The organism is Hafnia paralvei (genome assembly GCF_020150375.1).
In the GTDB taxonomy this organism is placed as follows: Bacteria; Pseudomonadota; Gammaproteobacteria; order Enterobacterales; family Enterobacteriaceae; genus Hafnia; species Hafnia paralvei.
Map to the genome: position 1 here is coordinate 2,536,444 of NZ_CP083737.1, position 14,095 is coordinate 2,550,538.

At 45.7% G+C, this 14,095-nt stretch carries 11 protein-coding genes; 5 read left to right on the forward strand and 6 right to left on the reverse strand.

All coding sequences use genetic code 11. The features are described from left to right. Positions 1 to 217: 217 nt before the first annotated feature. From prc to msrC, 3 genes are all read right to left on the reverse strand, one after another. Complete coding sequence (prc, locus tag K9N75_RS12025; protein WP_061060016.1) at positions 218 to 2,248, reverse strand: carboxy terminal-processing peptidase; 2,031 nt, start codon at positions 2,246 to 2,248, stop codon at positions 218 to 220. Between the two features lie 19 nt (positions 2,249 to 2,267). Beyond that, positions 2,268 to 2,975 carry an RNA chaperone ProQ gene (gene proQ / locus K9N75_RS12030; RefSeq protein WP_008813590.1) on the reverse strand — a complete coding sequence of 236 codons (708 nt, stop codon included), beginning with the start codon at positions 2,973 to 2,975 and terminating at the stop codon, positions 2,268 to 2,270. A gap of 101 nt (positions 2,976 to 3,076) precedes the next feature. Then, entirely contained in the window at positions 3,077 to 3,568 is a 492-nt protein-coding gene (gene msrC / locus K9N75_RS12035) for a free L-methionine (R)-S-oxide reductase MsrC (protein ID WP_008813591.1), read from the reverse strand. A gap of 334 nt (positions 3,569 to 3,902) precedes the next feature. Here msrC and yebS point away from each other — a divergent pair, with 334 nt between their 5' ends. The 4 genes from yebS (at position 3,903) to K9N75_RS12055 (ending at position 9,879) form a co-directional block, all read left to right on the forward strand. Next, positions 3,903 to 5,147, forward strand: a complete 1,245-nt coding sequence (yebS, locus tag K9N75_RS12040) for a membrane integrity lipid transport subunit YebS (protein WP_008813592.1) — start codon at positions 3,903 to 3,905, stop codon at positions 5,145 to 5,147. Next, positions 5,116 to 7,746, forward strand: a complete 2,631-nt coding sequence (locus K9N75_RS12045; protein ID WP_008813593.1) for a PqiB family protein — start codon at positions 5,116 to 5,118, stop codon at positions 7,744 to 7,746. The genes yebS and K9N75_RS12045 overlap by 32 nt, the downstream gene beginning before the upstream one ends. 919 nt (positions 7,747 to 8,665) lie before the next feature. Further along, positions 8,666 to 9,214, forward strand: coding sequence for a GNAT family N-acetyltransferase (locus K9N75_RS12050; RefSeq protein WP_008813595.1), 549 nt, complete (start codon positions 8,666 to 8,668; stop codon positions 9,212 to 9,214). A 23-nt stretch (positions 9,215 to 9,237) separates the two neighbouring features. Continuing rightward, entirely contained in the window at positions 9,238 to 9,879 is a 642-nt protein-coding gene (locus tag K9N75_RS12055) for a Vat family streptogramin A O-acetyltransferase (RefSeq protein WP_185922176.1), read from the forward strand. Positions 9,880 to 10,099: 220 nt separating this feature from the next. Here the strand turns inward: K9N75_RS12055 and K9N75_RS12060 are convergent, their stop codons facing one another. After that, on the reverse strand, positions 10,100 to 11,032 hold the full coding sequence (locus K9N75_RS12060; RefSeq protein WP_008813600.1) for a Dyp-type peroxidase: 933 nt from the start codon (positions 11,030 to 11,032) through the stop codon (positions 10,100 to 10,102). Positions 11,033 to 11,661: 629 nt separating this feature from the next. On the opposite strand from K9N75_RS12060, the gene K9N75_RS12065 reads away from it, so the two are divergent. Beyond that, complete coding sequence (locus tag K9N75_RS12065; protein WP_174705398.1) at positions 11,662 to 12,810, forward strand: porin; 1,149 nt, start codon at positions 11,662 to 11,664, stop codon at positions 12,808 to 12,810. Positions 12,811 to 12,869: 59 nt separating this feature from the next. Here the strand turns inward: K9N75_RS12065 and K9N75_RS12070 are convergent, their stop codons facing one another. Both K9N75_RS12070 and lysM read right to left on the reverse strand, forming a co-directional pair. Beyond that, positions 12,870 to 13,337, reverse strand: a complete 468-nt coding sequence (locus K9N75_RS12070; protein WP_008813602.1) for a hypothetical protein — start codon at positions 13,335 to 13,337, stop codon at positions 12,870 to 12,872. 149 nt (positions 13,338 to 13,486) lie between these two features. Next, a complete protein-coding gene (lysM, locus tag K9N75_RS12075) occupies positions 13,487 to 13,924 on the reverse strand; it encodes a peptidoglycan-binding protein LysM (protein ID WP_061060010.1) in 438 nt (145 codons plus the stop codon). Between the last annotated feature and the right edge of the window lie 171 nt (positions 13,925 to 14,095).

Sequence of the window (14,095 nt, forward strand, 5' to 3'; positions counted from 1 at the left end):
ATCCTCATTCATGGAGTACGCACTATGCGATGACTAGATCGTAAGGGCATCTGCGCGGGATTCAAGAGGTGTTAAGCAATAACACACTAAAGAAACATAACTTTACAATTTGACGTACTAAAAATCACATAACTGACGATTTATACACCAATACAACTGAGCCGCAGGCATAAAAAAAGAGCGATCTCTCGCTCTTTTTTACTCTAACTCGAATCGATTATTTTGAGCTGCCTTGCAGTTGCTGAGCAAGATCGAGCGCAATTTTCACCGTTTCGTCCAGATAAGGATCTGGCTCCTGATAATCCTTCGGCACATCATCAAGTGACTTGATTGGTTTTTTGCCGCTAGCTTTCAGTCGTTCATTAATACGCATCAGACGCGTTGCATCATCATCTTTGTTCTCTTTTTCACGCTGGGCGTAGTTAAGAGACACGATGTTTTTGCGATCTTTGAGTGCCTTATAGTGAGCGATATCCTGCTCGATATATTGGAACTCTGGGTTTGAAGCGATGCGCTTGTTGTGATCAGCAAGCAGTACCGGATCAAACTTCTGCACGTTGCCCGCACTCTCATAGGTCGCTGCTTTAATGCTGTCCCATGGCAGAGCGTTATCTTCAAAGCTTTCGCCAGTGTCGATGGACTCTAAACCGGTTGGCATGATGATATCAGGCGTAACACCCTTACGTTGAGTACTACCACCGTTGATGCGGTAGAACTTCTGGATGGTGTACTGCACGGAGCCTAATTCAGGCCACTCAGGACGCAGCATTTGATCGTAGATACGGTTAACCGAACGGTACTGTTGAACGGTGCCTTTACCGAAGGTCGGCTCACCAACAATCAGCGCACGGTCATAATCCTGCATCGCAGCGGCAAAAATTTCTGACGCTGACGCACTAAAGCGATCGACGAGAACAACCAGAGGGCCTTTGTAGTAAACAACCCCGTCGCTATCGGCATCTTCACGGATTTTGCCATTATTATCGCGCACCTGCACCACTGGGCCACTCGGGATAAACAGGCCTGAAAGCGATACGGCCTCAGTCAATGCCCCGCCGCCGTTGCTGCGCAGATCGATAATCACGCTGCTGACGTTCTGTTTTTCCAGTTTCTGTAGCTGTACTTTGACGTCATCGGTCAAACCAACGTAGAAGCCCGGAATATCCAACACGCCAACTTTCTTACCGTCGACGGTTTTCACACTCATCTTGACCGCACGATCTTCTAAACGAATGCGTTCACGGGTCAGCGTAATGGTGCGCGTTTTGGTGCCTTTGCCCGCTGGCAGAATTTCCAGACGAACTTTGCTGCCCTTCGGCCCTTTGATCAGCTCAACCACGTCGTCGAGACGCCAGCCGATCACATCCACCATCGGTTTGCCCGGCTGTCCCACACCAACAATGCGATCGCCCACTTTCAGCGCTTTACTCTTAGCCGCAGGGCCACCAGCAACCATTGAGTTAATCTGGGTGTAATCATCTTCCGTCTGCTGCAATACCGCACCAATACCTTCCAGAGAGAGGCTCATCTCGGTATTGAACTGTTCAGTATTACGCGGTGATAGATAGTTGGTATGCGGATCAATTTCATGCGCAAACGCGTTCATAAACAGCTGGAAAACGTCTTCACTCTTACTTTGCGTGAGGCGTTTAATCGCAAACTGATAGCGTTTGGTCAGGATTTTCTGGATCTCGGGCCAATCTTTGCCGGCGAGTTTCAGATTTAATTCGTCATATTTAACTTTGGCTGTCCAAAGCTTATTCAATTCTTCCGTGCTAGTTGGCCACGGCGACTTACTACGGTCGACATCAATAGTGTCGTTGCCATCGAAGGTCATCGGTGACTTAAGCAAAGAAAGTGCATATTCATAACGTTCAAAGCGACGTTTCTGAGCCAAATTGAACAACGCATAAGCGGTATCTAGCTGACCGGATTTCAGTTCATCATCCAGCGTCGTTTCACGGTCTTTAAACTGCGCCACATCAGAGGCCAACAACACGTTATGGTTGTAGTCCAACATATTGAGGTAGCGAGCAAAGATCTTTTTGGAAAAATCGTCATTCAAATCGAATTGACGATAATGAGAGCGTGTAAAACGCGACGTCACCCGTTCACTGACGGTCGCATGTTGCGGCTCTTGGCGCAGCTGCGGTAACTGATTAATGTTGTAAGCAACATTATCAGCCGCAAAGCTGGCACCAGCGAATAACGCCAGGGCCATCGCTGATACCCTGAAAATTTTGTTCATGCCTTGGTTGGCCTCCGTATCAGAACTGCAAGTGTTCTGCGCGCACAATCATCGCCAGACCGTTAGAAAGCTGAACGCGTACACCATCTTTGGTGATTTCCAATACGGAAGCGTCCATTGCACTTTTACCCGCGCTGACTTTTACATCCTGACCTACGGTCAGTTTGGTAATGTCAGTCACTGGCACAGTACGCGGCTTAGCTGATTCAGTGTTAGCGCGAGGCGTGCGATCCTGCTGTGGACGCGGAGTGCGTGGTTTACGCGCTTCTTTGTCTCCGTTAGCAGCATCGGTGCGACGTGCAGCAGGTTTTTTGCCCGCTGGACGAGGACGACGGTTTTCTGTCGCTTCACCGGCCTCACGTTTTTTCGCCTGCTGTTCTGCACGTTGTGCTTGAACTCGCGCTTTGGCTTCTTCTAATTGTTGACGAGCGTGTTCTACGTGCTGCTCTTCCAGCACCCCACACGAATTACCGTCAAGATCGACTCGTTCTGCACCCACTTTCACGCCGTGCAGATAACGCCAGCTTGAAGTGTACAGACGGAGCGCTGAACGTAGCTGAGTCTTGCTCAGTCCGTTTTCATCTCCCTGCATCCGCTCAACCAGATCTTGGAAGATACCGATTTTCAACGGACGTGCTTCGCCCTCTGCGCTAAAGCACTGCGGGAAACGCTGGGCTAAAAATGCAATGACTTCTTTACTACTATTCAACTTGGGTTGATTTTCCATGAAATTTCCTGATTACAACGGGTTTGCCAACCAGCGATGGCATGAACAGGCGACATTATAATGGCGCTATCGCCAAAAGCCACGCCATACGCACGACAACCTTATGCAAATGTCACAAATTTTGCGCTGTCACACTCTGCCAAGTGCTCACAAAGTGCGTAAACAACTGATTTCAATCCAGTTTCATCATCTTCGTCGAATCGGTCATAAACTGTGCTATCGATATCTAAAACACCAATAACCTGTCCATTTACCTCGAGAGGCAGCACAATTTCAGCATTGCTGGCGGCATCACAGGCAATATGTCCTGCAAAAGCATGCACATCGGCCACGCGCTGAACCTCATTTTTCGCATACGCCGTTCCGCAAACGCCCTTACCCACTGGAATACGTACACAGGCCAATTTCCCCTGAAATGGCGCAAGAACCAGCGTATTACCGTCAATGAGGTAAAAGCCTGCCCAGTTCACGTTCTCTAAACGCTCATAAATCAGAGCGCTAGCGTTAGACAATGTTGCAATAAAGTTATATTCACCACGGCTTAACGCAGCCAGATCGCGGGTCAGATCGGCATAAAACTCTTTTTTACTCATTTAAATCTCGTTACCTTGTTACTTGGACATCGCCATAAGGCTTGAATAATAGGTCACATTAACACTTGTGGCGCCAGATCTAAGACAAAAACACTTAAGCCTTTTTTAAGCAATACCAAGCGGTGTCCTTAAGTTTCTGAGCCTGAATAATGACGAGTATAAAATAAGCATTAAATGCGTTATCACACAAGACCTATCCAACATCACTACACATTAACTCGTTACACATTGTATCTTTAGGCTAATTCGTCCTACATTTTTATAACAATCATTCTGTTTTAAGGCTATCAATGCGATACTTCATCTCCTTGCGACACCCATTCTGCGTTTCTAAATGAATATCACACGAATAACAGCGCTCCCAGAACAGCACATCAAGCGTTGCCATGAATGCGACTATGTATTCAGCATACCTCCGCTGGATAAAAACCATACCGCCTACTGCCCACGTTGCTGTGCAAAGATCTGTTCGGGCCGTGATTGGTCGATGACTCGCCTAACTGCGTTGTCTGTCGCTATTTTGCTGCTGATGCCCTTTGCATTGAGCGAGCCGCTCATCCAGATCCGGCTGCTAGGGACTACCATTTATGCCAGCCTGCTTGAAGGCATATGGCAAATGGCCATCCAAGGCGATCCTGTGACAGCCAGCATGGTGGCATTTTGTACCGTCGGCGCGCCGCTCATATTGCCACTGTCGATTCTGTATTTACGTATTGGCGACAAATTAGGAATGAATCTTCGGCCGGTCCTATTAATGCTGGATAGGCTCAAAGAGTGGATCATGCTGGATATTTACCTCATTGGCATGGGGGTCGCCTGTATCAAAGTGCAGGAGTATGCCGATATTGATGTCGGTAATGCTTTTTTCGCTTATGTCATGGTGACATTGTTAACGCTAGTGACGCAGATCCATCTGAATTTGAATCAGCTTTGGGAGCGATTTTACCCGCGCATTCAGCCTAAAGTATCGCCTTACTCGATGATACTCTGCTGTGCGTGTCACTACACAGGGCTACCCGATGAACGGGGTCGGTGCCCTCGCTGCCATACCACCCTACATACTCGCCAGCCATACAGTTTACAAAAAACTTGGGCAGCGTTGATTGCCGCGATTATGATGCTGTTTCCTGCAAACTTACTGCCTATTTCTATTCTGTATGTGAATGGTGTGCGCATGGAAGACACCATTTTTTCCGGTGTAGTATCGCTCGCGACATCCGGAAATATGCCAATTGCTGCTATCGTATTTATAGCGAGTATTTTAGTGCCCTTTACTAAAGTCATCGTGATGCTATTTTTGCTTATCAGCATTCAGTTTAAAACACAGCACAGCCTAAAGACTCGCATGCGCTTACTGCGCATGGTGACGTGGATTGGGCGCTGGTCGATGCTCGATCTCTTCGTCATCGCATTAATGATGTCGTTGGTTAATCGTGACCAACTACTCTCTTTCACTATGGGACCGGCTGCCTTTTACTTTGGCGCCGCCGTATTCCTAACCATCCTCGCCGTGGAGTGGTTAGACAGCCGACTGATTTGGGATGCTCATGCAACAGGAAACGCCGAATACACCGACTAACGCGACGCTACGACGCAAACGTCGTATCTCACCGTTTTGGTTATTACCTTTTATTGCGCTGCTAATTGCAGGCTGGTTGATCTATTCCACCCTGCAAGAGCGCGGTGACACCGTCATCATCGATTTCCAATCGGCGGCGGGTCTGGTTGCCGGACGTACGCCGGTGCGCTATCAGGGGGTTGAAGTCGGCACCGTGCAAAAAATTGCGCTCAGTGAAGACCTCAATAAAATTGAAGTCAGCGTGAGTATCAAAAGCGATATGAAAGATGCGCTGCGCGATGGAACCCAGTTCTGGCTGGTAACGCCAAAAGCGTCTCTAGCCGGCATTTCTGGGCTAGATGCGTTGGTTGGCGGCAACTACATCGGCATGATGCCGGGAACCGGAAAACCAAGTAAGCATTTTGTCGCGCTAGATACTCAGCCTAAGTTCCGACTCAATACCGGCGAATTGTTGATTCATTTATTTGCTCCCGATTTGGGCTCTCTTAGCGCGGGCTCGCTGGTCTACTACCGCAAAATCCCAGTGGGCAAAGTGTATGACTTTACGATAGCTGAGAATCAGCAAGGGGTAAGCATTGACGTGCTTATCGACAAGCGTTTTGCCAATTTAGTGAAAGATAACAGCCGTTTCTGGAACGTCTCAGGCTTCAAAGGCGACTTTGGTTTAGACGGCGTTTCGGTGCAGATGGAAAGCATGGCGGCCTTGGTCAATGGCGCTATTGCATTCGACTCCCCACAAGACGGCAAGCAGGCTAAGGCAAACCATAATTACACGCTTTATCCTGATTTAGCGCATAGTCAACGCGGCGTCGCAATTGGCTTAGATCTGCCAAACGGTGATGGCTTGGCGGCCGATCGTACCCCGCTCATCTATCAAGGCCTGCAGGTCGGTACGCTAACCAAAATGACGTTAGAAAAAGATGGCAAGGTCAATGGCGAACTAACCATCGATCCTAGCATCGTTGATCTGATGCGTAGCGGAACGCGCATCAAAATGACCAGCCCTAAATTGAGCTTGGATAACGCTAAACTCAGCCAGTTGCTCACCGGTAACGTATTTGAACTGATTCCAGGTGAAGGCGATCCACAAAACCATTTCACCGTGCTTCCCAGTGCAGAATCGCTCTTACAGCAACCCAACGTGCTGAAAGTCACGCTAAGCGCCCCTCAAAGCTACGGCGTAGACGTCGGTCAGCCATTGAGTATGAATGGCATCAAAATTGGTCAGGTGCTTAATCGCGTTTTAAAAGACAATAACGTTGTTTTCGATGTTGCTATTGACGCGCAATATCGCAACCGCATTCATGCAGACAGCAAATTCATCGTAAACAGCCGCCTTGATGTTAAATTCGGCGTTGACGGCGTACAGGTACTTGGCGCTAGCGCGCAAGAATGGTTGGATGGCGGTATTCGAGTCGTGGCGGGCAGTAAAGGCGAGCCGAAAGATAAATATCCGCTGTATCAAAACAGTGAGCATGCAGAACAAGGGTTTGTTGGCGATCTGCCACCGGCCACACTAACGCTGCTGGCGGATACGCTACCGGACATTCAGACCGGCTCTGTGGTGCTGTATCGTAAGTTCCAAGTCGGTGAGATTGTCGACGTTCGTCCTAAAGTGAACACGTTTGAGGTCGATATCTATATCCAACCCGCTTATCGTAAACTGCTAACGCCACAGACTATTTTCTGGGCTGAAGGCGGCGCCAAGGTTCAGTTGAATGGCAGTGGATTAACGATTCAAGCTTCTCCTCTCGACCGTGCGATCAAAGGCGCAATTAGCTTCGATAACATTGAAGGGGTTAACGTCACCAAAGGACAGAAACGAGAGCTGTACGCCTCTGAAACTGCGGCCAGAGCAATTGGTAGCCAAATTACTCTGCGTACCTATGACGCATCTAAGCTTTCAGCCGGGATGCCAATTCGCTATTTAGGTATCGATATCGGTCAAGTGGAGTCGCTCAAGCTCTCCAATGAACGCAACGAAGTGTTGGCGAAGGCGGTGCTTTATCCTGAATATGTGGACTCTTTTGCTCGCCAAGGCACTCGTTTCTCCATTGTGACACCCGAGATTTCCGCCACCGGCGTCAGCAATTTAGAAACCCTACTTCAGCCATATATCAATCTGGAGCCGGGTCATGGACGCACCATGCGAACCTTTGAGTTACAACAAGCATCAATCGCAGACTCCCGCTATCTCGATGGCTTAAGCGTGATCGTGGATGCACCAGAAACCGGCTCGCTGCAAATTGGCACTCCGGTTCTATTCCGCGGAATCGAAGTGGGAACGGTTACCGGTTTGTATCTGGGATCGATGTCTGATCGAGTGCATGTAGCATTACGCATCAGCAAGAAATATCAGAGACTGGTACGTGAGAACTCGGTGTTCTGGCTGGCATCAGGTTATAACGTAGAGTTCGGCCTTACCGGCGGCATGGTTAAAACCGGAACATTCCAGCAGTTTATCCGCGGCGGTATTGCGTTTGCGACACCACCAACCACACCGCTCGCGCCACAGGCTCAGCCAAATACGCACTATCTACTTAACGATAATGCACCAGATAAATGGCAGAGCTGGGGTACCGCGATCCCTCTACGCTAATATCTCAAACGGCCTAATTCGATTAGGCCGTTTCTTCCTCGAGCTCTCTAATGAGCTCAAAACCGCGGGAAGCTTCTACGCTTTCGAGTCATAGTCCATATCCCGATAGAAACCACGCGATGCACCTCGTGGCGGGTTAAAATGAATATGCTTATCTAACGCTCTATAAATTCTAAATACTTGCCAAAAACTGACTATTCAGGCCATCAGAGGGTTATCAAGCCCCCTCTGCGCCGCCATATTTGGCACAAGAGCCCCCTAAGCGAAACGCCGCGCAGAACCTGAGCCTAAGAGCATTTCAGCAATATATTGATAGCAATTAAGGCATTAACATTTTCTGTTACCGCGCTTAATCGCACGATTTGCTAAAAACTGGAAAAAAAAGCATCGTCGACTACTATTAAATAGCAAGGCAATCCAAGCCTGCATTAATGCCAACTTTTAGCGCACGGCTCTCTCCCAAGAGCCATTTCCCTAGACCTGATACAGGAGTCGTATCAGGTCTTTTTTTATATACTCTTATAAAACAACTCCTCGCGCCATTCTCAATGGCTTCCCCCATCCTCTCTTTTTAATCAGTGACGATGTTATTCTCAAGGTATGTGGGCTATCTAAGGAACCTCATTGGACGGCCAGACAAAATGGCGACAATCTTTCGAATCTTGCCCCCTTTGTTGACTTGATATGGAACAAACATTACTGATGCCCTATTATCCAGAGACAAATTTTATATAGTGGAAAGTGATAAGAGACGTGACCAAAACGTTCCGTGCTCCCCCTTACAAGTAACGTCGTTTTTTCAGTTTTGTAAGGTTGTAAGACAATGAATATAGCCAAGCGTATTTGGACTATCTATAGAAGTAGCTAATAATTTCAATCAGGTATAGACCGGATAATAGAAACAAGTAGAGAAGAACGTATGCAGATACCCACGCTAAAAACAGAGCGCTTGCTGTTAAAGCCATTAGTTTCTGAAGATGCACTCCAAATTCAGAAACTCTTTCCACGCTGGGAGATTGTGCGCTATTTAGTGTCATCGATTCCTTGGCCTTACCCGGACAATGCTGCATCGCATTACGTTGATAACATCGCCCTGCCTGCTATGGCAAAAGGACTCGCTTGGTTTTGGACTATACGGCTTCGGGATGATCTTGACAATTTGATAGGCGTTATCAGCCTGGACGATGCGAAAGATAATAATCGTGGTTTCTGGCTGGTACCTGAATATCAGGGTCGAGGATTAATGCGGGAAGCCAGTATTGAGGCAACAAATTACTGGTTTAACACTTTGAATAAGCCCGTTTTGCGAACATCAAAAGCGGCCGAAAACATACGTTCTCAGCAAATTTCAGCCAGTAGCGGCATGCGATTAATCAAAACCGAAAAGGCACAATTTATCGGTGGACTTTTAGACTCAGAATTGTGGGAAATTACTCGTGATGAGTGGAATATCCATCACTCGAACTAACAGAATATGACACCGGAGAGTGTATGCAAGGCCCAGATCCACTCAATAAACATCCAATGGAAGGTTTCCCTCAGGTTTGTTTCATCAAAAATACGGTGACGAATCCAAATATTATCATAGGTGATTTCACATATTACGATGATCCAGAAGACTCTGAGAATTTTGAACGGAATGTTCTCTATCACTTCCCCTTCATCGGTGACAAGCTGGTTATCGGTAAATTTTGTGCTATCGCAAAAGGTGTCCAGTTCATAATGAACGGTGCGAATCACAAATTATCAGGCTTCTCTACGTTTCCGTTTTATATATTCGGGAATGGATGGGAAAAGGCGATGCCACAGCCTGAAGATTTGCCATTCAAAGGTGATACAATAATCGGGAATGATGTCTGGATCGGGTACAAAGCCCTGATCATGCCCGGCGTGAAGATCGGCAACGGCGCGATTATTTCCTCTCAGTCTGTTGTCACTTCGGACGTCCCTGCTTACACCATCGTCGGTGGTAATCCAGCAAAAGTCATTAAGAAACGATTTTCAGATGAAATAGTATGTGAATTAGAAAAACTAGCGTGGTGGGATTGGCCTGTAGAAAAGATAACTAAACACCTCACTGCAATAATGTCTAATGACATTAAAACCCTTCGTACAAAATTCACAATGCGATAGTTTTCATTCTCATACAATAATCAACAGAGGTTCACTACTGATATACCCGCCCCCTATTATAGCTATGGAGCTATAGTTCTATAGCCAACATAAAGTCATCATAAATTCAGCACATGAAAGTTTCATTGCGATGCAGGTCAGTAGATTAGCGTTTAAAAAATATGCTTACCCGATGACCCATGACCCATGACCTGCACCTTTCGTGCACACAAAAAAGCTATCAACCACCCAATCTTTCTAGCAAGTCAGGAGAAGGAATAAAAAATAGCGTACCGGTCACGGCGACACTAAAATCCAACAATTTATCTGAGTTACCGATAGGATCGCCGATAAACATATTCTCCAACATACGTTTAGTCGTTGAAAAATAACGAGAGTAACCAATAAAGTATGTGCCATATTCCCCTTTGGCTGGATTTGAAAATGGCATATTTGCGCGTACGATTTTCAGGTCGTTCCCTTGCTCATCCTGAATATTAGTGACAACGTTATGAGTGTTCTCATTTTTCTCTTCGTCAGCTAACTCTACATCATTGAATTTATGGCGCCCAATCACCTTCTCTTGCATTTCAGTCGGCAAATCTTCCCATGCTTTCATATCATGAATATATTTTTGAACGAAGGCATAGCTACCACCACGAAAACTAAGGTCTTCATCACCGATCACAGCACATTCAATACGCTCATCTGGGTATTCTGGATTTTCTGTACCATCTACAAATCCAATAATTGAGCGTCCATCAAAATAACGAAAACCATGGACTTCATCGACAACAGTCGTTATCTCTGACAATTTCTTGCAGATAATGGATGCCATTTCATAGCAAGCATCAACACGTAGAGCCCTGATATGAAAAAAGATGTCACCGGGGGTAGATACTGCCGTATGTTTTTGCCCTTTGATTTCCTCAAATGGAAATAACTCTTTAGGTACGGGTTGTTCAGGGAAATATTTTCTCCATGCCTGAGCACCAAACCCCATAACGCTACTTATCTGTAGTTCTGGAAAACGATTTCGCATACTTCTTGAAATGGCTGAAAACTCTGAACAAAAATCAATTAACGTGTTTTTGGTTTCTACGGTATCCATCAGGTTGAATACCAAAAAAAAAGCATTCTCACCAGGTCCATTCGTTACATCAAAATGACTCATATCTACTCCTGTTTTTATCTTTTCGTCTAAAGTCCTAGTGATGATAACAGGGGGTTCATCCCCTTTAAATGAAAATTTTGCCGTTAAGATTAACGTCAAAAGTAAAGATAACACGCTGAAAAACAATGATGAAAACTAGGTAGGCTACCGATGTTAGAGCACTTTCTACACCTACGCCGATGTGACTTCTGGCTTAATAGAGGAAGTGTCATCTTGGTGAACTGCTGTGCATTTCGGCAAAATTCGATAAAGAGAATAATCCGGTGTCCTAAAACGGCTCAACAAAAAATACCAATACGGTATTATTTACCCCCTAAAATATCATTTTTATTTTACCCAATATATTTAACGTTCATATAGCAGCCACTTTGATTTTAAAATCACCATCTTAAATAATAAAGCAAACGCTCCCTTGCATGAAATACGAAACCAGACTCTCTATTTTTTAGTTTAATTATACGGCTATTGTTGCTTTTTTTGTCGCTATATAGTTGAATGCACACCGCATTTGGCTGTTGAATATAAACCTCAATGGCTTTATGTATTTCTATTATTTTACCTATAAAACAGTTACGAATGTAAATTACATATTCACGAATATGCAGGGATAAATAATGTTTAAACATCATGTGGCTAAAAAAGTAGCATTAGCTGTGGCATTGGGCTGTGCGTCGTTCTCTTCTTTCGCAGAAATTACATTGCTGGAACAAAATCCTCAGGCTGGCGATCCGCTGAGCCGCCTGAAGTTTCAGGTTGGTGGTAGTATTCGTCCTCAGTTTATTGACGAGATGGGTAACAGCGATAAAGGATCTTACAAACGTAACGGCTATGATGGTGGTACTCGTGTCCGCTTCTCGGCAGATTACTATCTGTTTGACGATGTTAGCCTGATTGGCTATTACGAACTGGGTCTAAATGTTCCAGCCATATTCAACTGGGATAATCACTATGCCGAAGGCGCCGCAAATACCGACCGTCGTATGTTGTTTGGAGGTCTGAAAAGCGCAACGTGGGGGACGCTAACCTACGGTAAACAAAATAGTATTTACTATACGGTTGTCGGTGCAAAAACCGATATCTGGGACTTCGACATGCAGGCGCAGGCTCCAGGTAATGGTTATAACGGTAACTATGATGGTTCTTACCGCAGTTACAATCTGGTTCAGTATAAAAACACCTTCGGTCCCGTCGATTTATATGTAGGTGGTGTGTTACATGACGATTCTCACCCTGCCGGTTTAAATAACGGCAATCCATTGCGTTATCAGCGTAAAGGTGGTGGTGCACTGGGTGTGGATTACCACATTACTGATGAATTGACCTGGGGTACGGCATACAGCTATATCCAGCAAAGCATTAAGCAAAGCAACGGTGTAGACAACGGTAATAAAGATAATGGCCAGCAGTTGCTAGGCACCGGGTTAAGCTGGAAACCTGATAACTGGACTCTGGCGGCATCGGCGGGTTGGTATCGTAACTTCCTGATGACCGGTGTGAAAAACCGTCATGATTACTTTGCAGGAAACGCCTACGGCGTTGAATATTATGCAGGCTATACCTTCCCAGTAAGCCAGTATCTTGTGAAAAATATCACGCCTTACTACGCAGGCGACCGCCTGAAATTCAATACTGGACGTGATTATCAAAGTAACCACCAAACGCTAGGTATTTCGACCAAATTTGACTATGGTTTCCAAATTGACGTAGAGCACGTATTTACCAATACGACTGATAACAAAAGTGATCTGAATTTAGTTCGTCTGCGTTACGATTTCTAAGTTAATTCAAGAGATAAAAAAGCACCTAGATATATCTAGGTGCTTTTTATTAGCTTTGATCACATTTTATCGTAATTATCTGCGGCGCTATTGAAAGCTTGCGCTAAAGAAGCGTCCACGCCTTTTTGTGTTATCGAGTTCATATAGGCCTGCCATTTACTGTCCACGTCATTCAACGCATTTATCTGTGCAGACTCCGTGGTCACACTCTTAACACGTTCAACTTGGGGTTGAATGATCGCCATAGACGCATGCAGGATCTCGCCAGTACAGGCTTGAATTTTTGCTTTCTCTTCAGAGGTCGTCGCCTGTTGAGCCCATTGCGCGGCAACAACATTCTTACGTTCAGCCTCAACACCGAGCTTACGCATATTCACCAATAAATCAGATTTGGATTCAATCCGAGGATAGTGGCTTGCCGCAGGCACATCACAGGAAAAATAGCTTTTAAATGGGGATTGCCCTTCTGTGCTCACACAGCCTGCCAAAACAAACGCACTCAAACATAGGGTAAGAATCTTTTTCATCCAACCAGCCTCATTATTTTAAGTGGAGTGATAATAGCAAGACGGCGTCACAAGGCAATCAGCGGATAAAATGATAGTGAATGAAATATCATTGATTGATATGAAAAAAGCCGCATAGGCGGCTTTTCGGTTTGGATGGTTTAAGTCATTCACTTCTGAGGAATGATTAGCATCTGCCCCGGATAAATTTTATCAGGATGCGAAAGCATTGGCTTGTTAGCTTCAAAAATACGCATGTATTCATTGGCATTACCGTATTGCGCCTTAGCAATGGCACTTAATGTATCGCCAGCTTTTACGGTATAGAAATGGCTTTCAATCCCAGCCTGAGCGGCAGCAAGTTGATCATCCACCTGACTAATGCCAGCAACGTTACCAACTGCAACCAGAATTTTCTCCTTTAACTCTTGGCTGATCCCCTCGCCTGTTACCGTCGCCGTTCCATCATCGGTCACTTTGACGTCAACTTTATCTGCATCCGGTAAACCCAGCTTATTGATATGCTCTTTCAGCTTATCATCGCGGTTTCCACTTACTGCATCCCAGATTTTTTCACCAGCATCTTTTACAAAGCTAAGCAGTCCCATTTAGACCTCCAATGAAAGTGTCACTACAGTATTGAGAGACACAAAAAATACCTTTTTAGAGTCTAGCAGAATATGCATAGGCTGAAGCACTGTGACAACTCCGAGTTTGTCACTTCAGCTTGACAGACATGTAAATGCATCAATTTATTTAAATAACAATGGATTAGATTT

Bases quoted from the DNA above. Each gene is read 5' to 3' on its own strand.
- prc (WP_061060016.1), bottom strand. From the start codon at position 2,248: ATGAACAAAATTTTCAGGGTATCAGCGATGGCCCTGGCGTTATTCGCT.
- proQ (WP_008813590.1), bottom strand. From the start codon at position 2,975: ATGGAAAATCAACCCAAGTTGAATAGTAGTAAAGAAGTCATTGCATTT.
- msrC (WP_008813591.1), bottom strand. From the start codon at position 3,568: ATGAGTAAAAAAGAGTTTTATGCCGATCTGACCCGCGATCTGGCTGCG.
- yebS (WP_008813592.1), top strand. From the start codon at position 3,903: ATGAATATCACACGAATAACAGCGCTCCCAGAACAGCACATCAAGCGT.
- K9N75_RS12045 (WP_008813593.1), top strand. From the start codon at position 5,116: ATGCAACAGGAAACGCCGAATACACCGACTAACGCGACGCTACGACGC.
- K9N75_RS12050 (WP_008813595.1), top strand. From the start codon at position 8,666: ATGCAGATACCCACGCTAAAAACAGAGCGCTTGCTGTTAAAGCCATTA.
- K9N75_RS12055 (WP_185922176.1), top strand. From the start codon at position 9,238: ATGCAAGGCCCAGATCCACTCAATAAACATCCAATGGAAGGTTTCCCT.
- K9N75_RS12060 (WP_008813600.1), bottom strand. From the start codon at position 11,032: ATGAGTCATTTTGATGTAACGAATGGACCTGGTGAGAATGCTTTTTTT.
- K9N75_RS12070 (WP_008813602.1), bottom strand. From the start codon at position 13,337: ATGAAAAAGATTCTTACCCTATGTTTGAGTGCGTTTGTTTTGGCAGGC.
- lysM (WP_061060010.1), bottom strand. From the start codon at position 13,924: ATGGGACTGCTTAGCTTTGTAAAAGATGCTGGTGAAAAAATCTGGGAT.